Here is a 25051-nt window from a genome sequence, read left to right as displayed (position 1 = left end):
CTGCCGTACTCCTATCACAAACGATTGTGTTCTTAAAAAGTGGGTTAGTATCTTAGAATAGGCCTTATTCATCCCTGTTAAGGGTAAATCAATGGGGGCATTTGGGAGTGTGGCAATCCTTGCTACCTTTACCGCCATACCTACTCTCACGCATAATGACGCAGCCGATTGCCCCCGCGCCCCCAGTTTCTTTGGAACCCAAATCCATTCCCCAGCTCAAGCAGATTGCCGCCCAGGTGCGGCGCGACATCGTGCGCATGGTGCACGCCGTTAGCTCGGGCCACCCCGGCGGCTCGCTGGGCTGCACCGATCTGTTGGTGGCGTTGTACTTCAAGGTGATGAAGCACAACCCTGAGTTTTCGATGGATGGCATCGGCGAGGACCTGTTTTTCCTGTCGAACGGCCACATTTCGGCTACTCTGTACTCTGTGCTGGCGCGCTCGGGCTATTTCCCGGTAAGTGAGCTGAACACCTTCCGCAAGCTCGATTCGCGCTTGCAGGGCCACCCTACCACCGCCGAGCACCTGCCCGGTGTGCGCGTAGCTAGCGGCTCGCTGGGCCAGGGACTGAGCGTGGCTACGGGCGCCGCCCAAGCCAAGAAACTCAACAACGACGACCGCACCGTGTACGTGCTCATGGGCGACGGTGAGCTGGAAGAAGGTCAGGTGTGGGAAGCCGCCATGTATGCCCCGCATCATAACGTAAACAACCTCATTGCCATTGTAGACCGCAACGGCCAGCAGATTGACGGCCCCACGGAGAAAATCGGCGGCCTCGGCGACCTGCGCGCCAAGTTCGAGGCCTTCGGCTGGCAGGTGCTGGAAGCCGACGGCAACCAGTTCGAAACCCTGCTACCGGCGCTGGACGAGGCGAAGTCGCTGCTGAGCAACGGCAAGCCCGTAATGCTGCTGATGGACACCCAGATGGGCTTCGGCGTGGACTACATGATGGGCACGCACAAGTGGCACGGCACCGCCCCCAACGACGAGCAGTTGGAAAAAGCCTTGCAGCAGCTGCTGGTAGAAGAAGCGGGGGATTATTAATCCCCCGAACGTCATGCTGAGCTTGTCGAAGCATCTCGCGTGCTGACGACAGATACTATTTCACATCAGCACGCGAGATGCTTCGACAAGCTCAGCATGACGGTCTGTATTCACGAATAAGCAAAACTGCCGTGGCTCCCCCTCTCCCGGAGGGGAGGGGGCCGGGGGGTGGGGTCTACCGTATGCTGACACCAGGACGCGTATGTGGGTTTCTGTTGGGTAGTCTCCTGCTACTCGCCGCCCCCCTACGCGCCCAGGAAAGCAAGCCCCGCACCACCCGCATTCTGTTCCTGCTCGATGCTTCGGGCTCGATGAATGCGCCCTGGGAAGGCGGCCCGCGTATGGACGTTGCCAAGCGCCTGCTGGCCAAAATGGCCGACTCGCTCGACACCTACCCTAACCTGCAACTGGCCCTGCGCGTGTACGGCCACCAGCACCTGGCGAAGGAAAACAACTGCGAGGACTCGCGGCTGGAGGTGCCGTTTGCCAGCAAAAACGCCCGCGCCATCCGCGAGAAGCTTAAGACCATCGAAGGCAAGGGCAACACGCCCATCACCTACTCCCTGCAACAGTCGGCCCAGGACTTCCCTACCGACCCCAACTCCCGCAACGTGCTCATCCTCATCACCGACGGCCTTGAATCCTGCAAAGGCGACCCCTGCGCTACGGCGCTGGCGTTGCAGCGCAAGCGGGTGTTTCTGAAGCCGTTTGTGATTGGCATTGGGGCAGAAAAGGAATTTGGCCGACAGCTCGAATGCCTGGGCCAGTACTACAACGCCGCCGACGTGGGCACCTTCCGCACGGTGCTCAACGACGTGATTGCCCAAACCCTGAGCAAAACCACCGTGGCCGTGAACCTCACCGACGAGCAGGGTAGGCCGGTGGAAAGCAACGTCAACCTCACGTTCCTCAACAATGTGACCGAGCAGCCGGAGTACAACTACGTGCACTACCGCGACGCCCAGGGCAAGCCCGACGTGCTGGACGTAGACGCCTTGCAGAGCTACGACCTGGTAATAAACACCGTGCCGCCCGTGGTGCAGCGCAACCTACCCATCCGCCCCGGCAAGGCCAACGTGCTGACGTACAAAACGCCCCAGGGCACGCTGGCCCTCCGCAATCCGTCGCTCACGCCCAACCCCTACGGCACGGTGCGGGCCGTGGTACGGGCGCAGGGCAATGCCGCCACGGTGGTGGCCCTACCCTTCGGGGCGAAGCAAAAGCTGCTGGCTGGCAACTACGAGGTGGAGCTCCTGACCCTACCCCGCCTGGTGCGCCGCATCACGGTGAAGCAGGGCCAGGAAACGGCCGTAACCTACGAGGCACCCGGCACGCTTAATATCGTGTCAGACCTGAAAGGCTACGGCAGCATCTACCAAGTGAACCAGGACGACTCCCAGACGTGGGTGTACACCCTCCCCGATGGCGGCTCATCGAAACTCAATCTGCCCATGCAGCCGGGCAACTACCGCCTGGTGTTCCGCTCGGCCAACGCGCTGGGCAGCAAATTCACCGACACGCGCAATTTTTCTATTCGCTCGGGGCAGGTTACCTCAGTTAGCTTGTTTGGAAAATGAAAGGCTTATTCAGCACGTTATTATTGGGAGGGGGTCTTACTTTCAGCCCCATCAAGCCACCCGTCTTGCAGGTACAATTAATAGTTTTGCCGCCCTACTCAGTTACGGAGGGGCAGTTGTTAGCGATGGATGTAAACCGTCGATTTTATACAGGTGAAGCACACGGTTCAGGTAGCTATGTATTTCCTGTATCTCCTGCATCAACTGACTTATTTTTCTATCCGGGCATTGGACAAGACACTTTGTATGTAGGCTCTTCTACTATAGACTCTTCTACATTGATAGTACGCTTCCCATTGCGTCTGCACAAGAATATTTTCGGCTATTACATCTGCCCCAAATGCCACCGTGCAGATAAGACTGTCACTATTGTCAATAGCGAGGCCCCACCCGTGCGCTTGATCATTGCGGGCGGTGATACTTCCTACTCTTCTATTATCGGACGCCGATTATATGAGGGTTGTCTCAATACGGGTAGTAAAGGATATTGCCAGCGCGACAAAATTCGATTTTGATACTACTTGTTTTCGATAATATCTGAATCCTCGACTCACTCCAGAAAAAACCTACTTCCCTACTCCCCCATTCCATGAAAGACTACCCCTACACCGAATCCAAAGACACCCGCTCGGGCTTCGGCGCCGGCCTGCACGAGCTGGGCAAAACCAACCCTAACGTAGTAGCGCTGTGCGCTGACTTGGTAGGCTCGCTCAAAATGGATGCCTTCATCAAGGACAACCCCGAGCGTTTCTTCCAGGTAGGTATTGCCGAGGCCAACATGATGGGTCTGGCTGCCGGTCTGACGATTGGTGGTAAGATTCCCTTCACGGGTACGTTTGCCAACTTCTCCACTGGCCGCGTGTACGACCAGATCCGGCAGAGCATTGCGTATTCGCAGAAAAACGTGAAAATCTGCGCCTCGCACGCGGGCCTGACGCTGGGCGAAGACGGTGCTACCCACCAGATTCTGGAGGATATCGGCATGATGAAGATGCTGCCGCACATGACCGTTATCAACCCCTGCGACTACAACCAGACCAAAGCCGCCACCATCGCCATTGCCGACCACGAAGGCCCAGTGTACCTGCGCTTCGGCCGTCCCGTGGTGCCCAACTTCACCCCTGCCGACCAGGAGTTTGTTATTGGCAAAGCCGTGCTGCTGAACGAAGGCACCGACGTGAGCATCTTTGCCACCGGCCACTTGGTATGGAAAGCCATCCTGGCTGGTAAACTGTTGGCCGAGAAAGGTATCAACGCCGAAATCATTAACATTCACACTATCAAGCCCCTGGATGCGGAAGCCATTCTGAACTCCGTGCGCAAAACGCGCTGCGTGGTAACAGCCGAGGAGCACCAGCTCAACGGCGGCCTCGGCGACAGCGTGGCCCAGTTGCTGGCCCGCGAGGAGCCCCTACCCCTGGAGATGGTCGGCGTAAACGACTCCTTCGGCGAAAGCGGCACCCCCGATCAATTGATGGAAAAATACGGCCTCAACGAAGCGGCTATTGTGGCAGCTGTTGAGAAAGTAATGGCCCGCCGGAAGTAGATTTCTGAAGGTTAAAACAGAAGAAGCCCCAGTAGCTACATGCTACTGGGGCTTCTTCTGTTTTATCGATTTTGTGAACCACACGTCCTTGCATCTTCGGACTACAAAATGGCTTTGTCTAATATCCCACTGATCAGCTCAGGACTTCATCTTTGGGACGCATAGTTTATAAAACCGCTACAGCAGTAGGCAATGCTCTGAAATTTCAGATATAATATGCAACATTAAAATGATTGTTTATACTTAAAACGATCATAATATATTATAAATATCTATATTACAATCACAATCAGCCCAAAACTCACTATTCATTTCACTTATCGCTGACGAGTTATGCCGAACTTTTCTACTGTAATTTCCAGCAGGCAGCACCTCCCTTTATTGCTAATTGCCTGCTGCTTGCTGCTCGCTCCTACCGCCTTTGGCCAAAACAAATACCAAGTGGCGGGCGAGGCTATTCTGGATAAGCTCAATACCAAGTTCTACAACGCCAGTAAGCAGCTATATGTGGAGCAAATTGATGCCAACGAAAACATGATTGTGGAGCGCGGCGGCGCGAGCTACGTGTGGCCCGCGTCGCATATGCTGCGGGCACTGCGCTATGGGGCATTGGTGAATCCGGCGAAGTATACGGCGCGGCTCAAATCCTACGCCTATGCCTTGGACCAATACCAACAACACGGCAAATACGCCTCCGACATTGTGCCCGGCGCCGATCCGCTATACGACGACAACGCCATTGTGGGGCTGGCGCTGATGGATGCTTACCAGCAGGTACTACCCACTGAAAGCGGCCTTTACGACCGCTCCCTGATTGGCCTCAATTACTGCCTGAACGCGCGCGACGCGAACTGGGGTGTTCCGCAAAAAGAAGCAGAACTGGGGTGGGGCAAGTTCTACTCGCAGGCCACCATTTTGCCGGCACTCCATTGCGCGCTGATTGCCAAAAACAGCTCCGACCCTACCTACCTAAATACTGCCAAACGTTATTACGACCTTATTAATGATGTGAACCGGAAGCTGCGTGATGGCAGCACCAACCTGCTGAATCAGTATTCCTTTTACGCCAACGGCAGCTGGAGCCTGGTAGGGCACGGCGAAAACGGGGCGGGCTACCGCGCCTACCAAACCACGCCCAACATTCAGTTAGCCCTTAAGCTCTACCAACTCACGGGCAATATTTTCTACCTCGACGATGCCCGGACCATGGCCGATGCCTGCCTGAAGCAATGGTACACGCCGGGCAAGGGGGTAAGCGAAATCTCTTTCTGGGGCGGCAGCGACATAGTAGAGATGCTGGTGGATTTTTATGACGTAGATCACAACCCGAAGTGGCTCGCCGCGGCCCAAAACATAGTGGACTACCTGATAGAGTACGGCCGCGACCAGCTGGGCTACTACCCCGGCTCCTACAATGATGCGGATGGTACCTGGAACCTGGACCGCCGCTACATCACCCCTGCTTCCATCCAGATGATGGGCCAAGCCTGCGCAGCGGCGGCCATCTTGCGGGTAGCGCAAGCCACCGCTACGCCGCTTGCCACTACCCGCCGCGCCACCAACACCGACGAGCTACGGGTCTACCCCAACCCAGCAACGGACTACCTCACGCTACAAGGCAACCGCAACGTAGCAGGAGGAAAAGTCACGGTTGTTAACTCGCTGGGGCAAACGGTGATGCTCGTTGACTCCTATGCAAAGCGACTGGATGTTTCCGCGCTGGCACCAGGTGTATATACCCTCTGCTGGCTCAAGGGCGACCAGCGCCTAACCACACGCTTTGTGAAACAAGTGAAGTAACGCAACCAGAAGGCCAGCGCGTACTTGTACAACGAAGTGCAGTACGCACACAACTTTTTTGTAGCCCTACAAACTCACTTCCACTCAAACGTGTAACTCCCTGCCACCAGCTGCACCGCATCGCCCTTCAGTGCCCTACCCTCCCGGTACGCCTGTAAGCCCTCTACTACTGGTAGGTGCAGCGTAGCCGTAGCATTGGGCGGAACGGTCACAGTGTAGTGCACGGTGCGGCCGGTGCGGGACCAAGCGGAGCGGATGGTGCCCTGGGGCGCTTCGTGGCTGGCTTCGAAGTGCGCGAGATTCGGCACGAAGTGCGGGGTGAGCAGCACGTTGCGGAAGCCGGGGTGGGCCGGGTCGGGGTGGATGCCGCCGAGGCCCTTGTAGAGCCAGGCACCGATTTCGCCGAACATGATGTGGTTCAGGGAAATATCGTGCTTGGCCTGGATGTTCCAGTTTTCGTAGAGCGTGGTGGCGCCGTTCTTGATCCACCAGCCCCAGGAGGGGTAGGTTTCCTGGGACGCAATGCGGTAGGCCACGTCGGCGTAGCCGTTCTCACTGAGGGCGTTTAAGATGGCTTTCTGACCCAACAGGCCCACATTCAGGTGGTAGTTGTCGGTGGCGACTTGCTTGGCTAGGTTGGCGGCTACCTGGGCTTTGGCCGCCTCCGGCACTAGGTGCCAGTAGAGCGGCATGCTCATCTCAGTTTGGGTGCCTTTGCCGTAGAGTCCGGTTTGCGGGTTCAGATATTTCGCGTTGAATGCCTGTTGGATGGCAGCGGCCAACGCCTCGTACCGGGCGGCATCGGCCGTTTTGCCAAACAGCCGCGCCGCCTTCGCCATAATGGCCACGTCGGCGTAGTAGTAGCAGGTGGAGGTGAACTCCACGGGCGGCTTGTCCGTGACGGGCACCCAGTCGCCGAGGCCCCAGGTGGTGAGGTGGGTAGGGCTGATTTCGGTGATATGGTCCACGTAGCGGCGCATGTTGTCGTAGCAGTCGGCGAGCAACTTCGGGTCGCCGTAGAACAGGTAGATGTTCCAGGGAATCAGCACCACGCTGCTGGTCCAGTCGGGGCCGTTGCCCCACTCGTAGCCCCAGCCGTTGGTGGGCACAATGGATGGTAGCACGCCGTTGGGCTGCTGCTCGTCGCGGTAGTCGGCCAGCCACTTTTCGTATACCGTAATACCGTCGAAGCTGTACAGGCCCGTTTCCAGGGCAATGTGCGAGTCGCCGGTCCAGCCGTTTTTCTCGCGCTGGGGGCAGTCGGTGGGGTAGCCAAATAGGTTGGAGAGGTAGGAGGCGTTGGTGGCCTGCCAGAGCTTATCGAGGGTAAGATTAGCGCTGGCCACGTGGCCGACGGCGGGCACGTCGCTGTGCAGGAAGTAGCCCGTCAGGCTCTCCTTTGTGAGTGGCAGCGGACGGCTGCTCGTCACCTCCACGTACTGAAACCCCTTGTAGTTGAAGCGCGGTTGGAAGCTCTCCTTCCCCTTACCGCCCAGGATGAAAATATCCGTCTGAAACGGGTCCGATTTGTCGGTGGGACGGTAGTGCTCGTCGATGTTCGACAGGTCTACGTGGCCGTTGGGGTAGAGCCGCTCACCATGCTTCAGGCGCACCACCGTACCGGCCGGCCCCTGCACCGCGAGCCGGCTCACGCCCGCAATGTTCCTACCCAGATCGAACACGTAGGTGGTATCGTTGAGGCGGCGGATGCTTTGGGCCGGCAGCTCCTCCACCGCCCTAATAGGCCGCACCGCCTGCGCCACGATGTTCCGCGAAGGCGCCGTGCGGAAGAAGACCTCCTTCCACTCCTTGTCGTTGAAATTCACCGTATTCCAACCCGGCTGCTCCCGGCGGGCGTCGTAGTGCTCGGCGGTGTAGATGCTGTTGAAGATGACCGGGCTGAGGGCCGTTTTCCAGTCCTTGCCGGTCGTAATGGTCTCCACGTGGCCATCGGTGTAGGTGATGCGCACGTCCATACAGAAGGTAGGGCGGGCGCGCCAGGGCGCCTTGTGGAAGTCCCACACGGCGGTAGATTGCAGGTTGTACCACCCATTGCCGAGCAACACGCCCAGGGCATTCTGGCCGGTTTGCAGCAGTTTGGTGATGTCGTAGGTGACGTAGAGCGTGCGGCGGTCAAAGCGCGTATACATAGGGTCCAGCACATGGTTGCCGACCCGTTGCCCGTTCACCGACAGCTCGTACAACCCCGCCGCCGCCACGTATGCCCTCGCTGATTTGATACTGTTTTTCGCCTCGAACACCTTGCGGAAGTAGGGTGCCGACCGGGTGTGCTGGTCGTGGGCGTCGGCTATCCAGGCGCCCTGCCAGTTACGCTGGTCCAGCATCCCAGTCTCAAAGCTGGTGATGGGGCTGACGGCCGGCTGCTTGCGGTGGTCTTTCACCTCCACGCGCCAGTAGTACCGCGTGAAGGGCTGCAACGCCGGCCCGGCATACGTCACCAACGTAGTGCCCGCTTTCACCACGCCCGAGTTCCAGACCGCCCCCCTACCCTGCGCCAGCGCCACAGAGTCGGTAGCTACCAGCACGCGGTAGGCCGTTTGGCGGGCGCCGGGGCGCGCGTCTTGCAGCCGCCAGGTGAAGCGCGGGGTAGGCGCATCGAGGCCGAGGGGACGCTCCAGGTACTCGCACTGCAAGCCAACGATGGCAGCCGGCGAGCTGGCGTATGTGGTCTGGAGAAGCAAGAGCAGGCAAAAAGCCAGCGTGGTTTTCAGCATAACAGCAACTAGTGGGAGGCGCTGGACAATGGAGTATTCCTCTATTCAGCGCGCAACCTTTTGATTTTTATTGATAAGCAAGCTCGAAAAAGCTGAAAACGGCCGGCTCGGTTTCGCTGCCCTGATGGAGCAGGCCGGGCCGGGGGCTACGGTCCCAGGGGGGTAGGAAGTCGCCGTTGTAGGAGGAGTTGCCCGTCGGGAGTTCGTTCCATTGCTTGCCATTGCTCCGCCAGAAGAACCGGCATTGGTACCCGTTCTGCACCGTCATTTTCAGCTGCACCGGCTGACGGGCTTTCACCGCCGCTGTGCGCAGAATCGTTCTTTTCTTGTCCTTCACTTCCCACACTTCCACCGCATTGTTGCGGACGCCCACGCCCACTGCCTGACCGGCGTCGCCGTAGAGGACCAGCCCCTTCAGGGCTGCGTTGGGCTTGGCTACCTCCGTGGTCAGGGTATACGAGCCAGCGAGCGGACGCACGGTCAGGGCCGTACCGGTCAGGTTATCGGCAGTAGGGCGGCCGGTCAGCGACAACGCCCCGTTGGCTACCTGCCACGTGGGCTGACTATGGCGAAAATCCCACTGCCAGGCATCGGCCAGCGTTTTTGCGGCAAACTCGTCCCGGAAGTTTTGCACGGGAGCGGCAGCGTTGCCCAGCGGCTGGATGGTCGGCCACCCCGTCGACTCGTTCCAGCGTACTTCGCCTAGCATACCCTGCCGGCCGGTATACACGTCGTCTGCTTTGCTGTAGGCATGGTATAGGTAGTAGTCTTTGCCTTCTTCGGAAGTCACGATGGTGCCGTGGCCGGTGCATTTCCACTCCGGGGTGGTGGCCAGAATGGGGTTATTGTCGAATCGGGTGTAGGGTCCGCGTAACGTAGCCGACCGGGCCACTTCCACCTGATAGCTACAGTTGCGCCCACAACACGCACCCAGCGAGTAGAGCAGGTAGTAGTAGCCGCCGTGCTTCACCAGACACTGGCCTTCTATGCCTTTCTTGGCGTCGTCGCGCAGCAGCGTAAACGGCTCGCCCTCCACCCGCAACCCATCAGCGGAAAGCCGACTGCCCAGCAACTCAATGGGGCGCTGGTCCAGCCCGTAGGCTTTCCAGGTGATGTAGAGCTGGCCGTTTTCTTCCAGCAAGAACGGGTCGATGGCCTCCTTGCCGTAGGCCAGCACAATGCCGCGGTCGGTGAAGCCCTGCGCCGGGTTGGGGGAAGTGGCTACCCCAATGCAGGAGACATTGTCGCTCTTGCGGCGGGCCACGTAATACACGTAGTAGGTGCCGTTGCGGTAGAACAGCTCGGGCGCCCAGAAGGAAGCAGCGGCCCAGTCCGGCGTTTTGGGCAGCACGTAGCCCATGGGCTGCCAGTGCAGCAAATCGGTGGACTGAAACAGCGGAAAGTGCGGCGCCCACTCCGACGAAGTGCCCGTAGCGTAGTACACCTTCCCTTGCCGGATAATGGACGGATCGGCAAAGTCGCCGGGAATAACCGGGTTTTCCTGGCGCTGGCTGCTGTCTTTACTGCTTACGTGGCCGGTACCTGTTGACCAGAGGGAAGCCGCAGCGCTTTTCTGAAACGAAGAATAGCCAGCGGTGTAGGAGATGCAAACCACAGCCAGCAGTGAAAGCAAGAAGAAACAGGTCCACTTCGCCGGGCTACCTAAAAGGATACGTGCCATTATACATTCAGCTAAATACTCCTTGCAGTATAGCTAAATAAAAGGCATTCAAGCAGGCAGCCTGCCGTACAGCCGTTTGGAGGGCTCTTGCTGACGCTAGGCTTCTTTACCGGAAAGGGTAGCGCCGGGCTGCACGATTGCGCTTCCGCCGCCTTGCTGCTACGCGTTATCCGTTGGGGATTCCCTACCCTTTTTCGCCCATTCCTTCCACCCGGAACTTCGGCGCCTCGTAGTCTTTTGGGAGGTAGTCGGGGGGGATGGTGGTCTGGTGGCCGTCGCGCACGGCGCGGTAGTGGGGCGACATAATCTCCACCCCAGCCGCATTGAACTGGTCCTGAATATTCTGGTGGATGCGCGAATACAGCACCGCCTGCTTGCTGGCCTCGCGGGTGTAGGCGTTCAGCTGGTAGCTCACGTAGTAGTCGTCGAGGCTGGTTTGGAGCACGAAAGGCTTGGGCTCGGGCAGGATGCCTTCGGCTTGTAAGGCGGCCGTTATCAGCAGGTTGTGCACCTGCTGCCAGGGCACGTCGTAGCCGATGGTGACGGTGGTGTGCAGCACCAGGCCCAGCGTGGGCGCGGCGCTGGTGTAGTTGGTGGTGTAGCTGCTCATGATGGAGGAATTCGGGATGGTGATTTCCTCGTTTTTGATGGTGCGAATGCGCGTGACGAGCAGGTTTTTCTCAATGATATCGCCCGTCACGTCCCCGATTTTCACCCGGTCGCCCAGCTTGTAGGCGCGCATGTAGGTGAGCACCAGCCCCGCCACAATGTTCGACAACGACCCCGCCGAGCCAAACGTGAACAGGAAGCCCAGAAACACCGAAACCCCTTTGAAAATGGGCGAATCAGACCCCGGCAGGTAGGGAAAAATCACGACCAGCAGAAAGGCAAAGATGAGCACCCGCACAATCTGATAAGTGGGGTTGGCCCAGTCGGGGTAGAACCCATTGATGGTAAGATGCCCCTGCCGGATTTCCTCTTTCAGGAAGTACACGCCCTTCAGAATGTACCGGAACACCGTGACGACCACCACAATCGTAATCAGGTTGGGTAGGTAGTTCCACAGCGCCAGCAGCATCTTGCGCAGCGGCGTGAGCACGTAGCCCAGCAGCGTATCGGCCACGTCCTGGGTGCCGGGGAAGATGCTGAACAGCACCGGCAGCACCAGGTAAATCACCAGGAAAATGACCACCCAGCGCAGCACATTCACCAGCAGCAAGGCCGCATCCAGCTCGCGGCGGGGCGTAAACAGCTCGTAGTTGCCCAGTTTGATGCCCCGAAACCAGGTTTCCTCGCGGTCGATGAGCTTGAGCTGTACCCAACGGAAGAACTGGTTGACGAAACGTACGGCAAAGAAGAACATCACCAGCACCAGCAGCGCCAACCCTATCTCCTTCAGAATGTTATAAAAGCTATGCTCCTGCTTGTAGACTGACACTGCCTGCACAATACGCGCCCGGTAACGCACGGCCAGCGAATCGCGGGAGGTATCCAGCCAGAGGGCGTCGTTGTCGGAAATGCTCTGGATGACCACCGCGCCGTACATCAGGTCGATGGTTTGCTCGGAGGGGTAGAGGCGCAGGGAGTCGGGCCGGAAGAACACGTCGGACTCTAGGCGCTGCACTTTCTCGGCAATGAGGTTGGCGCGCTCCTGGGGCGAAAACGGCCCCAGCTTGGTGTACACGTAGAACAGCGTATCGTCGTGGGGCACTACGGGGTAGCCGCGGGCGTGGCGCTTCAGCGAGTCGATGTGCTGACGGGCGCGCAGGTGGCGCAGCGAGTCGGCCCATTGTAGGGTGCGCAGCTCCTGCACCAGTTCCCGCTCGCGGATGCGGTCTTGGCCCTGGCCTTTCAGCGAGAGCAGCTCTTGCTGCAATTGCACGAGGCGGTCGGTGTTCTGGCGGCGCAGCGAGTCGAGCTGGCGCAGCTGGCGCGTGTCGGAGGTAAGGGCCTGGGTGCGGACGGAGTCGCGCTGGGTAGGCGCGGGCGTTTGGGCCGCTACCTTCTCTACTACCCCTAACAGGCTAACAATCAACAATAAACCACGCCAAAAACGCATAGCTGAAAGGGTAGAAAATACAGATAAAAAAGAGGCTCTGTGCGGTTCGGTCAACATTGACCGTGCAATATACTCGGGGCGCTCCTAATCGTAGCCCATCTGCCCCATTGGCGCGGCAGCCCTACCTTTGCGGCTCGCCCAGCTCGATTTCTATGCCAAAACTGTATTGCTTTTGCCTGTTGCTGCTGGCGTTTCTGCTCCTTGCCGTGCCAGCAGCACGCGCCCAAAACCAGCAGCAGCGCGACACCACGCTCATCGTATACAATGGGCAGCTGACGGGCGCTTTCAGCAAAGGCGGCGTGAACCGGGCGCTGCTGTCGACCACCCAGGCCCTCACCTTCACCCGCGGCCAGCACTACGGCCTACCCCTCAACGGCAGCTTTATCTACGGCAAGCAAGACGGCCTGCTGAAGGAGCGCGAATTGCTGCTCAACGCCACGCCCTACTACTACAAGGGCCGCTTCCGGGCGTATGCCATCGGGGGTTTCGAGCGTAGCAACCTGCGCGGCATCACCGACCGCGTGCAGCTGGGTGCCGGGCCGGGCTGGGCCTTTTACTCCGATACGCTGGGTAGGGAAGTCTCGATCAGCAATTTGATTATTCGGGAGAAAACCAATTTTCAGGACGGCACCTCCAAGCTCACGGCGCGCAACTCGGTGCGACTGAAGGTGACCTATTCCATTAAAATACTGACGGTTAGCTCTATCACGTTTTACCAGCCGTCCCTCGCCAACTTCAACAACTACCGCTTCAGCAACGTCTCCACGGCCGCCCTCAAGCTCACCAACCACCTGGCCTTCAATTTCAGCTACAATTACACCCACGAAAGCCAGTACAGCGAAGGCAAAGTCCCGGACAATACAAACATTACCGTCGGCTTTTCCTACGCGACGAAGAGGTGAAAAGGTGAAGTTGTGAGGTTGTGAAATTGTGAATAGAAGTATGGCTGTCATCCTGAGTGCAGCGAAGGGCCTTATCACGTGTGAACGGCAAGCGTACCAACGACTCGTTCAACGGGCATAAGGTCCTTCGCTGCACTCAGGATGACAGCCATACTTCTATTCACAATTTCACAACCTCACAACTTCACCACTCGCACACAATCCAGCATGGCCTGATTGACTTCGCCGTTCATGTTTTCGTTGGCTGGCTCGAAGGTCAGCGTTAGCCGGGTGGTGCCTTTGGGTAGGCGCACGGGTAGCGGATTGCTGTATCCCCAGTTCGACCACTCACCGGTACCGCGCTGGGGTAGCACCACCGTGCCCAGTAGCTCGGCGCCGCGCCGCAGCGTGCGGATGGCGCATTTGTTTTGGGTGTTGATGGGGCCGTTGCCGTTGGCATACCGAAAATCCACAGCGTACAGCCCTGCTTCGGCCACGGTTACGGGAATGGTGAGCGTACGATTCTCCGTCTTGCTGATTTCCACAAAGCCCTTGCCCGAGAAGCCTTTGTAGGGTAGGGCCGACTTGATAGCCACGGTTTCTAGCTGCACCTGCTGGGACCGGCTACCCACCGGCAGCGGCTCGCTGGCAAACGACTCCAGCCCCGCCGCGCCTACCGCTACTACCTGGTACTCTGCATACTCATTGGCCGACACGGTAAAGCGCGGCTCAGTGGTACGGCCGGCCAGCTGCCCATTTTTCAGGAGCTGGTAGGCCGTGGCGCCCGGCACGGCCGGCCACGTCAGCTGGTTGTTGGCGTAGGCAACCACGGGCGTTTCGGGCGAGAAGCGGTTGGCTACCCGCGCCACGGCCGCGGCTGCGGGCGCTTGGCTGGTGAGCACCAGGCGGAGCTGGTGGCGGCCGGTGAGGGTAGCCGGTACGGCGGCCTCGGCCAGCGGCTGACCATCAAGCGTAATGGTTTGCAGCTGGTTACCGAAACCGCTCATCTCCACATCCAGCAGTGCCTGGCGGTACCGAAAGCCTGTGAGCGTGCGCGTGCCCTGCAACGCCTGCGGCACAAAGGGCCGGAACACCAGCCGATCAGCCTCAAACTGCATCCCAAACAGCACCTTGTACACCAAACTCAGGCTGCCCGAGAGACTCCAAAGCATGTTGCTGCTGTTGATCTGTGTGCCAGCAAAGTCGCCGTTTTCGGCTACGTAGTTTTCCTTGTTGGTCAGGAACAGCGCCGCGGGGCGATAGATGGCGGCTATGCTTTCCATTACGGATGCCTCGTTGCCTGCTTTAGCGCCGGCCAGCGCCCAGTAGCTCTGCACAAAGGGCCACACCGCGTTGTTGTGGTAGGGCGGAATGCCCGGAATCTGCGGATAGATGCACGGAACCCCAAACGGCACGGTAGGCGTTTTGCTGACCACCTGCTGCGCCTGCGCACCCTCGGCCACCCCAAACAACACGCTCAATGCCTCGCCCAGCGCCTCGGCTTTGGGGGAAAGCGTCAGGAAATTGCGGCCGTACAGAAACTGGCCGTAATAGCCTTTGTCGGGCTGCCACAGGTGCTGGTTGATGCCTTGCCTGATGCGGGCGGCCAACTGCTGGTGGCGGGTGGCAGCGGCAGCATCACCCAACTGGTGGGCCATGTGGGCGGCTACTACGTTGGCCTGGTAGTGCACGGCATTGGTGCCCAGGTTTTCGCTCTGGTAGATGTCCACGGGCTGCATCCAGCGGGGGTAGGTCTGCTCGCGCCAGTCCAGAAACGACGACTCGCCGCGCACCAACCCGGTGGCCGGGTCGTAGGCATTCTGCACGTCGTCTTCGATGGATTGGGTGATGATGGGGTAGACCTTGCGCAGCCACGCGTCGTCGCCCGTCACCTTATAGATTTCCCAGGCCGCCACGGCCCAGATCATGCGGTCGGTGGAGCAGGGGTAGGCGCCGCCCGTGCCGGTATCCTGAATGATGCGGCCCTCGGGCGTGACCTTGCGCAAGAGGCTGTTCATGGCCACCTTGGGCTGCAACGTGGCCTGCGCCAGGATGATGGAGTAGCTGATATCACGTGTCCAGACCCCGGCCCACTCCTTGCCTGTGCGGAAAGTGCTATCGGGCTCCACAGCGCGGCGGGCTTCCTCCAGAGCCAGGTTATAGAGCGCGTCTGCGAGGGGATAGTCGGAGTGGTACTGCGGAAAGTCTTCGGTGTTGATGGTTTGCTGCCAGCGGCTGGCCGTGGTTTTGGCGTTGGCGGGCGTGTTCAGCGTGAGCATCACCTCGTAAATACCGTCGCCGTCGGGGTCCTTCAGTTCCAGCTCCGGCTTATTTACCAGATTATCAAAATCCCAGCTCAGTGGCGCCACGCTACCCGCCACAAACACCTGCTTGAAATCGGCCTGATACAGTTTATCGCCTTTGGCGGTGATGTAGTAGCCTTGCTGCTTAAACGCTGCCAGCACCGGCCGCATATCCAGCCGAATCTTTAGCGCGGTGTTAGGTGCTAGGTAGGTGTTAGCCGGCACCGGGGTAGGATCCACGAAGTGCTGGCCGAAGGGAATAACCGGCGTTTCCAGCGAACTGTTTTGCCCTGCTTTTGGCACGGCCACCATTGTATGGTTTTGCCCAACCGGCAGCTCGTTATCTTTGCCGTTGAGGCTGAATTTGAACTCAATGCGTGGATCTACAAACGCGTTGGCCGGGCTTTGGTAGTTCGACACCAGCTCGGTGCGCGACAACGCCTTGGCCACGTATGCGCCTTGCACCACGCGGTCGGGGTAGAGCGAATAGGCTTCCGACTGCCACACGGCCGGCGCGGCAGCAGTTGCTTCGGCAGTAGCCGTGGTGGTAAGCGCAACGGGTTTCTGCATATGACAAGCCGGTAGGAAAGAACACGCCAGCAGTATGCACGCCGGCTTGAGCGTATATTTCATAGAAGAGGAGGGGCTGGGTGGAAACGCAGATTGCGATACGCCTACGAAAGTACGCACACTGCCACGATACCCCTACCCCAACGGCGCAGGTGGCGGCCCCGAGGCCAGCAGCCCCGCCGGCACGTTCAGCTCGCCGGTATGCGGGTCGATCAGGCCATTGCGCTCATCTTCGATGTTGGTGGCCTGGGTATACACGTCGCCAGCAATGGGGCGGGCGCGCAACTCCTGCTTGAACACCCGAATACGGTCGGCGCGCTCGGCATCGTCCTGGGGGCCGCCGTAGTCGGGGAAGCCGAAGCCGCCCCACTCGCTTACCAGCAGCGGCACCTGGCGACGGTAGAAAAATGGGTCGCCTACCACCAGCGGGAAAGCGGCGGTGCCTTCCAGTTCGCCGCGTACCAATCGGTCCAGCAGCTCGCGCCAGCGGTTGGCGTCGGGCGTGTAGAGGTGGGCCGTCAGCAGGTCCGATTTCAGCCTGCCGAGGTAGGAAATGTGGTGCCAGCCGTCGTTGTCGACCACCAAAAACTGCGGGTGCGCCAACTGCATGTAGTGGTAGGTATCCACGATGTACTGCCGGGTTTTGCTGTTGGTGGCAATATCTTGGGCGCCCCAGTCTTCATTATATAAGCTCCAAATGATGATGGAGGGGTGCGTTTCCATGAGCGCCACCATGCGCAGCAGCTCGGCGCGGTGGTTGTGCCGGCTGCGCGTGGTGGAGCTGTGCGGGCTGGGCACTTCCACCCACAGCAAGAGTCCCAGCTCGTCGGCCAGGTTGTAGATGCGCGGGTCGACGCCGGCAATGTGCACGCGCACCAGGTTGCAGCCCAGCTCCTTCATGGCGTAGAAATGGCGCTGCATCTCGGCGTAGGTAGCGGTGCCGGGCTGGTAGAGAATGCCATCGAGGTAGATGCGCTCATTGTTAAGGTACACGTAACAGCCACGCGCCTCGATCTTGCGCAGACCAAAATAGGCCTCTATCTGGGCCGAGTAGCCGTTGACATCAATAAGCTGCGCCACCAGCCGGTAGAGCCGGGGCGAGGCCGGCGACCAGAGCTCGGCGCCAGGCAGCTCCATCACCACGCGCTGCTCGCGCTGGCCGGCTTCCAGGAGCATCGGAAAATCGGAGGTAGCCAGCGGTTCTGCTGTGTCCGACTCCTGCCCAAATACTTGCAGGCGAACCACGTACTGCCCAGGGTCGTGGATGCGCAGGGTAAGGTTGAAGCGCACCAATTGGTCTTCTACCACACTCACTACCCCCACGCGGGAGCGGAGACGGTTGCGCTCCACCATTTCCAGCCACACCGAGCGCACGGCGCCCGTGTAGGTCTGGTACCAGATGCCGCCCCGCTTGTACACGTGCGACTCCTGCTTGCCGCGGGGCGTTTCGGCGTCCATGGTATCGGCAATGCGTACGGTGAGGCGATTGCGCAGGTGCAGCATTTCCTCGGGTAGCTCGTAGGAAAACGACGTGTATTCGCCGTAGTGAATCTCTTCGCCCTCAATGGTTTGCAGCGGATGCCCGTTCAGCCACACGCGGGTTTCGTAGCCGCAGGCGCCAAACGTGAGCTGGAGCATGGAGCGCTCCTCTACCTCATCGCGCTCGGGCAGCGCAAACTCGCGCTCGTACCACACCACTACCTTATCTTTCCAGGCAATGGGACTGGGCTCTCCTTTGGCGGCGGCCATGTGCATCTCCACCGAGCCCGGCCATTGGGCCGTGTGCTGGTAGGCGTGGCCCAGGTGCCAGCCATCGCGCAGGCCATCGTCGTTGGTATCCACGGCAAACTTCCACTCGCCGTCGAGCAGCTGGTGGTTGTTGAGGCGCAGCACGGCGCGGGGCAAGGGGTTGCCGGGGTCTTCGTCGGGGTAGGCAACGGGCGCTTTCTCGCCAGCAACGGCTGTATACTCTTCTTCTTCTTTGCTGGCCGACAGGCCGTAGTTGGAATGGGTGAGGTCCATGCAGGGGCGGGTTGATGACGGAAATCGGGGACGCCTTTATAAAACGCCCACTGACCTCCGGTAGTACGACGGGCGCCGGGTTTTGGCTGCCTGACACCTGGTATATGCCTTCGTACTCGCCCCTTCCGCCCTCGCTCGGCTGTGCCGAGTGAGGATTACGCCTGAGGGACTCTGCCCCGAATCCGGCCGCGCCGCTTGGACAGCCCGAACGTCAAGCAGACGCGCGCAGCAAAGCTGCTAGGGCGTAGGACTCACTCGGCACAGCCGAGCGAGGGCGGAGAAAACCAATTTTTCGCTCAGTCATTAAACCCTACCCTACCTCCTGCGTCTAACCCCTGTACCCTACCCTATCTAACCCCCGCTTCTGCTTGGAAGACCAGGAGATACTTGCCAAGTTTGCTGATCCGGCCTCCCGCAATCTGGCCTTCAACCAGCTGGTGCGCAAGTACCAGCAGCGGGTGTACTGGCACGTGCGCAAGATGGTGGTAGACCACCAGGACGCCGATGACCTCACGCAGGACACCTTCGTGAAGGTGTGGAAGAACCTGGAAAACTTCCGCCAGGATGCCAGCCTCTTCACCTGGATTTACCGCATCGCCACAAACGAGTGTCTGAACTTTCTGTCGAGCAAGCGGCGCAAGTTTTTCCTACCTCTCAACGACGTGGGGGCCGAGCTGCTGGCCAAAGCCGAGGCCGACCCCGGCGTGCTTTCCGGCGACGAGGTGGAGCAGAAACTCCAGAAAGCCATCCTGCGCCTGCCCGACAAGCAGCGCCTGGTGTTCAACCTGAAATACTATGAGGACATGACCTACGAGCAGATGGCCGAGGTCACGGGCACGTCGGTGGGGGCGCTGAAGGCCTCCTACCACCACGCTGTGAAGAAAATCGAGCAGTACGTCAACAATCAGTCCGCCAACGATTAAACCCTGCGGCCCGCGCCGCTTCTAACCGATATGAACACGCCTTTTCGCTTGGACGACCACCCCCGCCGGCCGCACCCGCTGTCGGCGCCACCGGCTGGCTACTTCGAGCAGCTGCCGCGCCGCGTGATGGCCCGCGTGCAGCCCGCCGAGGATGCAGCGCCGGCCTTGGGCTGGCTGACCCGCCTGCCCCTACCCCTGCGCACGGCCCTGGCCTCCACGCTGCTGCTGGGCGGCTTTGCGGCCTCACTGATACTTAGCGTTACGCCTACTTCAGCGTCGGCCACGCTGGCCGCGGTGCCGCAGGAGGAGCTGGTGCAGTACCTGCTGGCCAACGACGCCCGCGTAACCCTGGCCGACTTGGCCGACCTGTCGGCCGCGGCGCCTACCACCGCCAGTTACCTGCACGCTTCGCCCGAGGAGCTGCAACGCGCCCTCGATGCCCAGCCCACCGACGACTCGTATCTATAAGCCTGATTTTTACGCCATGCACCCATCGTCTGCCTTTTTCCTCCGCACCATCCGCCCACTGCTCTTGCTGCTACCCCTGGTGGCCTTCGGTCTACGGGGCACTGCGCAAACTGCCCCCAACGACCGCCTCAACCAGCTCGAAAATGCCCGCATTGCTTACCTCACCGAAAAAATATTGCTCACGCAGGAACAGGCCCAGCAATTCTGGCCTGTCTACAACGAGTACACCGCCAAGCGCCGCGACTTGAACCAACGCTCGCGCCAGCTGCGCACCGCTCGCCCCGAAACCCTCAGCGACCAGCAGCTCAAGGACAACCTTAACGAGGTCCTGGCCCTGCGCCAGCAGGAAGTAGACCTCGACAAAGACTACCTCCGCAAGTTTCAGAAGGTATTGAGCATCCGCCAGGTAAGCCAGCTCTACACCGCCGAGCGCCAGTTCACCCGCGAAGTCCTGCAACGCGTCACCCGTAGCCGGAGGAGGTGAGATGGTGAGTGGTGAGTGGTGAGTTTGTGAAGTTTGAATAGAAAATGCGTGTCATCCTGAGTGCAGCGAAGGACCTTATGCCAGTTGAACGAGTCGTTGTTGCGTCAGTCGTTCTACCGTGACAAGGTCCTTCGCAAGCTCAGGATGACAGACGCTTTTCTACCTCACAATTTCTCGCCATCTCACCACTTCACAAACTCACCACTTCACCATTCGGTATCTTTGCGGGATGCTTACCCCCCGCCAGCTTTTCCTGCGCCACCAGGCGCAAACCTCCGATTTTCCGCTGCTGCTGGAGATTGAACGGGCCGAGGGCGTGTATATGTACGCGCCCGACGGCCGCCGCTACCTTGATCTGATTGCTGGTATTGGTGTCAGCAACGTGGGGCACCGCCACCCGCGGGTGGTACAGGCCATTAAGGATCAGACTGATAAATTTTTGCACCTGATGGTGTACGGCGAGTTGGTGTCGGCGCCGCCGGCGCTGCTGGCCGAGGCCCTGCACCACACCCTACCCTCCCAACTCGACACTGTTTACTTCACTAACTCCGGCGCCGAGGCGGTAGAAGGCGCCCTGAAACTAGCCAAGCGCCACACCGGCCGCACCGAGCTGGTGAGCTGCCACCGCGCCTACCACGGCTCTACCCAGGGCGCCCTGTCGGTCACGGGGTCCGAGGAGTTCAAGCGAAGCTACCGCCCCCTCCTACCCGACGTGCGCCACATCGAACCCAACCACCTACCGGATTTAGACTTGATTACCGAGCGCACAGCAGCCGTTATCATCGAAACGGTGGCTGGCGAAGCCGGCGTGCGCGTGCCGGCTCCCGAGTACCTGCCCGCCCTGCGCCAGCGCTGCACGGAGGTAGGCGCCCTGTTGATTCTGGACGAAATCCAGTGTGGTTTTGGGCGCACCGGCACCTTTTGGGCCTTTGAGCAGTTCGGCATCGAGCCCGATATCTTACTGTGTGCCAAGGGCATGGGCGGCGGCATGCCCATTGGTGCTTTCATCTCTACCACGGAGATTATGGCGGGCTTCAAGACCAACCCGATTCTGGGACACTGCACCACGTTTGGCGGGCACCCGGTGTCGTGTGCGGCCTCGCTGGCTACCCTGCGCGCCATTCAGGAGGAAAATCTGTTGGCGGGCGTGGCCGACAAAGCGGCGCGCTTTCGGGCGCAGTTGCGGCACCCAGCTATCCGGGAGGTGCGCGGCTGCGGCCTGCTGATGGCCGTGGAGTTCGAGTCGTTCGACGTGCTCAAACCCATCATCGACCGCGCCCTATTCCACGAGGGCATCCTCACCGACTGGTTCCTGTTCTGCGACAACTCCCTGCGCATCGCCCCGCCCCTTATCATCACCGATGCTCAGATAGACGAGGCCTGCGCCGCGCTGCTGCGGGCGGTGGAGTTTGTAGTAGGGTAGGAAATATTCTCTGTCATCCTGAACGCAGTGAAGGACCTTCTCACGCTAGAACGAGTCGTTGGTACGATGGTCGTTCTAGCGTGAGAAGGTCCTTCACTGCGTTCAGGATGACAGGTAGCTCTAATTAGCCTGACTATTCTGGCTTAAAAAGCTTTGGGTTTCCTCTTTGATTTGCTCGCGGGGTAGGCCGTCGCGCACGCCCATGGAGATTTTGCGCACCAGCACGCCCACAATGGCCTGACGAAAGCCCAGCTTGCCGGCCATGCCAATACAAAACTCCATTTCGTTTTCGTCCACTACCCCGTCGGCCAGCATCATGTCCACGAGGTCGAAGATCTGGTCGAAGCGCTCCGAGTCGTTGTCGGGAATAATGAGCGTACCGCTGCTGGAATTGGCCACGATATCACGCACTTCCCCAGCCCGCATTCCGTTTTTGCGACCCACCGACACGATAAAGTTCATTTCTCGCTCGTCGATGTGACCATCTGCTTTGGCCAGTGCGGCCAGGTTCAGCAAATGGCTTTTCACTTTTTTGGTCTGCTCGTTTTCAAAAAAACCAAACATACTGGGCGGGGTTTAGAAATGACACAAGGGCGGACGCAGCAACAGGCGTGTACGACGCTCCGAGGCCGGCTTACGTAGTGGTAAGTTGTGAAAGTTAAAAGAATACTCAGATTCTTCCAATAGCTCCGCTTACGCAGTTCAGAAAAAAAAGCTGGCTTCTGCCGCTTGATTTTGTCTTTCCTTGGCTAGACGCTGTACTTTCCGCGCAGATTTACCAACTTTGCCAGCTCACTGCCACCCTTACGGGTAGCACAGAAGGAACATCATGATGAAACGTATTGCCGTTTTCACCAGCGGCGGCGACGCGCCTGGTATGAACGCCTGCATCCGGGCCGTGGTACGCACGGCCGTTTACCACGGCATCGAAGTATACGGTATCATGCGCGGCTACTCGGGCATGATCAAGGGCGAGTTTGTGAAGCTGGATTCGGCTTCTGTCTCCAACACGGTGCAGCGCGGCGGTACCATCCTCAAATCGGCCCGCAGCCAGAAGTTCATGACCAAGGAAGGCCGCCAGCAGGCCTACGACCAGCTCATGAACAACGGCATCGAAGGCCTGATTGCCATTGGCGGCAACGGTACTTTCACGGGGGCTACCCTCTTCGAGCAGGAGTTTGGCATTCCTACAGTAGGCGCGCCCGGCACGATTGATAACGACCTGTTTGGCACGGACTACACCATTGGCTACGACACGGCCGTGAACACGGCCCTGGAGGCCATCGACAAAATCCGCGACACGGCCGACTCGCACGACCGGTGCTTCTTCATTGAGGTGATGGGCCGCGACTCGGGCTATATTGCCATTCCGTGCGCCATTGGCGGCGGCGCCGAGATTGTAATGGTGCCGGAAACGCAAATGTCGACGGAGGCGGTGATTGACACGCTGCGCGAGGGCTGGAAGCGTTCTAAAACCTCGTTCATCGTGATTGTGGCCGAGGGCGAGGTAGAAGGCAACGTGCACGAGGTAGCCAAGCGCGTGAAAGCGGCCATTCCGCAACTCGATACCCGCGTGACCATCGTGGGCCACATCCAGCGCGGGGGCTCCCCCACCGCCGCCGACCGCCTGCTTAGCTCCCAGATCGGTATTGCCGCCGTGGAGGGCCTCGTAAACGGCATGCGCAACGTGATGGCCGGCATCGTAGATAAAAAACTGGTATACACGCCCTTCGCCGACACCATCAGCAAGAAAAAGCTCATCAACCAGAGCTTTATGCGGATGGTAGAGATTCTGAATTCGTAACCTGCACACCGCGCGTACGGCTTTCATAAAAAAGCAGTGTTTCCAAACGGAGGCACTGCTTTTTTTATACCTGTTGGAATATATTAGACAGTTCCTATCTTGGCTGACGCTTTTACTACTTATCCTTTTTTGTTTGCATTTATGTTGAATTACCACAAAGTAGCTGCTGCGGCGGCTGTGTTAAGTTTCTCGTCACTTTCTGCCTTTGCTCAGCGCCCCGCCAGCATCCAGCTAGGGGTAGGGTCTGCGTTTGTAGGCACCGGCGACTATAAGGCTTTGAAAGCTCACGTAGAATACGCCCCGCTATTTGGTCGCCACCTGGGCACAGGTACACGCCTGGCCTTTGTTGGCGGCAGTCAGGAGTCCTTTTCAACGGTATATAATACCAACTCACAAACCAGCACTACCGGCGTGAACATTCCCTACGCCATGACCTACCAGGCCATGAACGTGGAGCACGAATTTTACCTCTATCCGTTTGGCAACGATCAGCAGGTGCTGTTTGCTGTGGGCGGTGGTGGCTACGCCGGCTACTCGCAGCGCTACGGTGCCCCGCAAACAACTATCGATTTTTCTACCGGTATAAAGACCAACTCTCTGGATCAAGAGAAGGGCCTGCACGCCGGCTACATGCTCTCCCTGAACCTGGATGTGGCCCTGGGCCTCGACCGCAAATGGTTGGCAGGCGGCAAAGCCTCTTTTCAGAATGACACCTTCGGCAATACACTGGCTACGTTGCAGTTGAAGGTAGGGCGGAGCTTTTAGCTAGCTCTGCCCTACCTCGGCCGGGTGCAGCCACGCATACTGCGCATCGCGGCGGAGCCAGGTGAGTTGGCGCTTGGCGTAGTGGCGAGTGTTGCGTTTGAGCAGGCGCACGGCCTCGGCCCAGTCGTAGGCGCCGTCGAGGTAGCCGAAGATTTCCTGGTAGCCTACCGTTTGCAGGGCGTTGTGGTGGCGGTAGGGCAGCACGCTTTCCACCTCAGCCAGCAGGCCGGCGGCCAGCATCTCGTCCACGCGCTGGTCGATGCGCTGGTAGAGTTCCTCCCGCTCACGGTGCAGGGCAATCTTCACCACATCGAAGGGCCGGGCGGCCTTGGTATGCTGGCCGTGGAAGCTGGAAAAGGGCTGGCCCGTGCCCCGCGTTACCTCCAGGGCCCGCACCACGCGCTGGGGATTTTGCGAGTCGATGCGGGCGTGCGCCACGGGGTCGAGACGGGCCAGCTCGGCCACCAGCGCGGGGAGGCCGTGCGCCGCCAGCTCCTGCTGAATGCCTACCCGCACGGCCGGGTCGATGGCGGGTAGGGCATCGAAGCCATCCGTGACAGCCTGCAAGTACAGGCCCGAGCCGCCGGTCAGAATCACCACGCGGTGCCGCTGAAACAGCTGGTCGAGCAACGCTAGGCACTCAACTTCATATCGGCCAGCATTATAGCTTTCCGTGATGCTGTGCGAGTTGATGAAGTGGTGCGGCACGCCCTGCATCTCCGCCGGGGTAGGCTTGGCCGTACCGATGCTCATCTCCCGGAAAAATTGCCGCGAGTCGGCCGACACAATTTCGGTGCCCAGCTGCTGGGCTAGCGTCACGCACAGGGCCGTTTTACCCACGGCCGTAGGGCCAGCAATGACCAACAAGGTAGGGCGGGTGGCCGCTGCCAGCGAAGTAAGATCTACCATAGAATAACAGTGCTTCGTCTTGGCTACTGCGCAAAGATGAATACAGTAAACCGCAAAA

Annotated in this window: 19 protein-coding genes; 12 read left to right on the top strand and 7 right to left on the bottom strand. The window is 59.4% G+C overall.

The genetic code is table 11. The features are described from left to right. Window positions 1–155: 155 nt before the first annotated feature. The 5 genes from H8B15_RS02965 to H8B15_RS02945 all read left to right on the top strand — a co-directional run bounded on the left by H8B15_RS02965 (window position 156) and on the right by H8B15_RS02945 (window position 5966). The gene (locus tag H8B15_RS02965) at window positions 156–1043 is read left to right on the top strand and encodes a transketolase (protein WP_187318174.1); all 888 of its coding nucleotides are present in this window, start codon (window positions 156–158) and stop codon (window positions 1041–1043) included. Window positions 1044–1174: 131 nt separating this feature from the next. Beyond that, window positions 1175–2620: a vWA domain-containing protein gene (locus H8B15_RS02960; RefSeq protein WP_343069126.1), complete on the top strand. Its 1446-nt coding sequence runs from the start codon at window positions 1175–1177 to the stop codon at window positions 2618–2620. Next, entirely contained in the window at window positions 2617–3135 is a 519-nt protein-coding gene (locus H8B15_RS02955; RefSeq protein WP_187318173.1) for a hypothetical protein, read from the top strand. The genes H8B15_RS02960 and H8B15_RS02955 overlap by 4 nt, the downstream gene beginning before the upstream one ends. Before the next feature lie 74 nt (window positions 3136–3209). After that, entirely contained in the window at window positions 3210–4166 is a 957-nt protein-coding gene (locus tag H8B15_RS02950) for a transketolase family protein (protein WP_187318172.1), read from the top strand. A 399-nt stretch (window positions 4167–4565) separates the two neighbouring features. After that, a complete protein-coding gene (locus tag H8B15_RS02945; protein WP_187318171.1) occupies window positions 4566–5966 on the top strand; it encodes a T9SS type A sorting domain-containing protein in 1401 nt (466 codons plus the stop codon). Window positions 5967–6040: 74 nt separating this feature from the next. Here H8B15_RS02945 and H8B15_RS02940 read toward each other — a convergent pair whose 3' ends face one another. The 3 genes from H8B15_RS02940 to H8B15_RS02930 all read right to left on the bottom strand — a co-directional run bounded on the left by H8B15_RS02940 (window position 6041) and on the right by H8B15_RS02930 (window position 12441). Further along, window positions 6041–8701: an alpha-L-rhamnosidase gene (locus H8B15_RS02940; protein ID WP_187318170.1), complete on the bottom strand. Its 2661-nt coding sequence runs from the start codon at window positions 8699–8701 to the stop codon at window positions 6041–6043. A gap of 67 nt (window positions 8702–8768) precedes the next feature. Beyond that, window positions 8769–10382, bottom strand: a complete 1614-nt coding sequence (locus H8B15_RS02935; RefSeq protein WP_187318169.1) for a glycoside hydrolase family 43 protein — start codon at window positions 10380–10382, stop codon at window positions 8769–8771. Window positions 10383–10566: 184 nt separating this feature from the next. Beyond that, window positions 10567–12441, bottom strand: coding sequence for a mechanosensitive ion channel family protein (locus H8B15_RS02930; RefSeq protein ID WP_187318168.1), 1875 nt, complete (start codon window positions 12439–12441; stop codon window positions 10567–10569). Window positions 12442–12593: 152 nt separating this feature from the next. On the opposite strand from H8B15_RS02930, the gene H8B15_RS02925 reads away from it, so the two are divergent. Next, a complete protein-coding gene (locus H8B15_RS02925) occupies window positions 12594–13343 on the top strand; it encodes a DUF481 domain-containing protein (protein WP_187318167.1) in 750 nt (249 codons plus the stop codon). 176 nt (window positions 13344–13519) lie between these two features. Here H8B15_RS02925 and H8B15_RS02920 read toward each other — a convergent pair whose 3' ends face one another. Both H8B15_RS02920 and H8B15_RS02915 read right to left on the bottom strand, forming a co-directional pair. Then, the gene (locus H8B15_RS02920) at window positions 13520–16195 is read right to left on the bottom strand and encodes an alpha-L-rhamnosidase-related protein (RefSeq protein ID WP_187318166.1); all 2676 of its coding nucleotides are present in this window, start codon (window positions 16193–16195) and stop codon (window positions 13520–13522) included. Between the two features lie 135 nt (window positions 16196–16330). After that, entirely contained in the window at window positions 16331–18217 is a 1887-nt protein-coding gene (locus H8B15_RS02915) for a glycoside hydrolase family 2 protein (protein WP_187318165.1), read from the bottom strand. A gap of 368 nt (window positions 18218–18585) precedes the next feature. Here H8B15_RS02915 and H8B15_RS02910 point away from each other — a divergent pair, with 368 nt between their 5' ends. From H8B15_RS02910 to H8B15_RS02895, 4 genes are all read left to right on the top strand, one after another. Further along, on the top strand, window positions 18586–19140 hold the full coding sequence (locus tag H8B15_RS02910; protein WP_187318164.1) for an RNA polymerase sigma factor: 555 nt from the start codon (window positions 18586–18588) through the stop codon (window positions 19138–19140). Window positions 19141–19170: 30 nt separating this feature from the next. After that, on the top strand, window positions 19171–19608 hold the full coding sequence (locus tag H8B15_RS02905) for a hypothetical protein (protein ID WP_187318163.1): 438 nt from the start codon (window positions 19171–19173) through the stop codon (window positions 19606–19608). 16 nt (window positions 19609–19624) lie between these two features. Then, the gene (locus H8B15_RS02900; protein WP_187318162.1) at window positions 19625–20092 is read left to right on the top strand and encodes a Spy/CpxP family protein refolding chaperone; all 468 of its coding nucleotides are present in this window, start codon (window positions 19625–19627) and stop codon (window positions 20090–20092) included. Window positions 20093–20321: 229 nt separating this feature from the next. Further along, window positions 20322–21515, top strand: coding sequence for an aspartate aminotransferase family protein (locus H8B15_RS02895; protein ID WP_187318161.1), 1194 nt, complete (start codon window positions 20322–20324; stop codon window positions 21513–21515). 120 nt (window positions 21516–21635) lie between these two features. Here H8B15_RS02895 and H8B15_RS02890 read toward each other — a convergent pair whose 3' ends face one another. Further along, complete coding sequence (locus tag H8B15_RS02890) at window positions 21636–22079, bottom strand: tellurite resistance TerB family protein (protein ID WP_187318160.1); 444 nt, start codon at window positions 22077–22079, stop codon at window positions 21636–21638. Window positions 22080–22347: 268 nt separating this feature from the next. Here H8B15_RS02890 and pfkA point away from each other — a divergent pair, with 268 nt between their 5' ends. Next, the gene (gene pfkA, locus H8B15_RS02885) at window positions 22348–23319 is read left to right on the top strand and encodes a 6-phosphofructokinase (protein WP_185284282.1); all 972 of its coding nucleotides are present in this window, start codon (window positions 22348–22350) and stop codon (window positions 23317–23319) included. Between the two features lie 141 nt (window positions 23320–23460). After that, a complete protein-coding gene (locus H8B15_RS02880; RefSeq protein ID WP_187318159.1) occupies window positions 23461–24084 on the top strand; it encodes a hypothetical protein in 624 nt (207 codons plus the stop codon). On the opposite strand, the gene miaA is transcribed toward H8B15_RS02880, so the two are convergent. Further along, on the bottom strand, window positions 24085–24993 hold the full coding sequence (miaA, locus tag H8B15_RS02875; RefSeq protein WP_187318158.1) for a tRNA (adenosine(37)-N6)-dimethylallyltransferase MiaA: 909 nt from the start codon (window positions 24991–24993) through the stop codon (window positions 24085–24087). It abuts the gene before it with no gap. Window positions 24994–25051 lie beyond the last annotated feature (58 nt).

The organism is Hymenobacter citatus, assembly GCF_014333615.1.
In the GTDB taxonomy this organism is placed as follows: Bacteria; Bacteroidota; Bacteroidia; order Cytophagales; family Hymenobacteraceae; genus Hymenobacter; species Hymenobacter citatus.
This window is presented reverse-complemented; position numbering and strand designations above follow the sequence as displayed.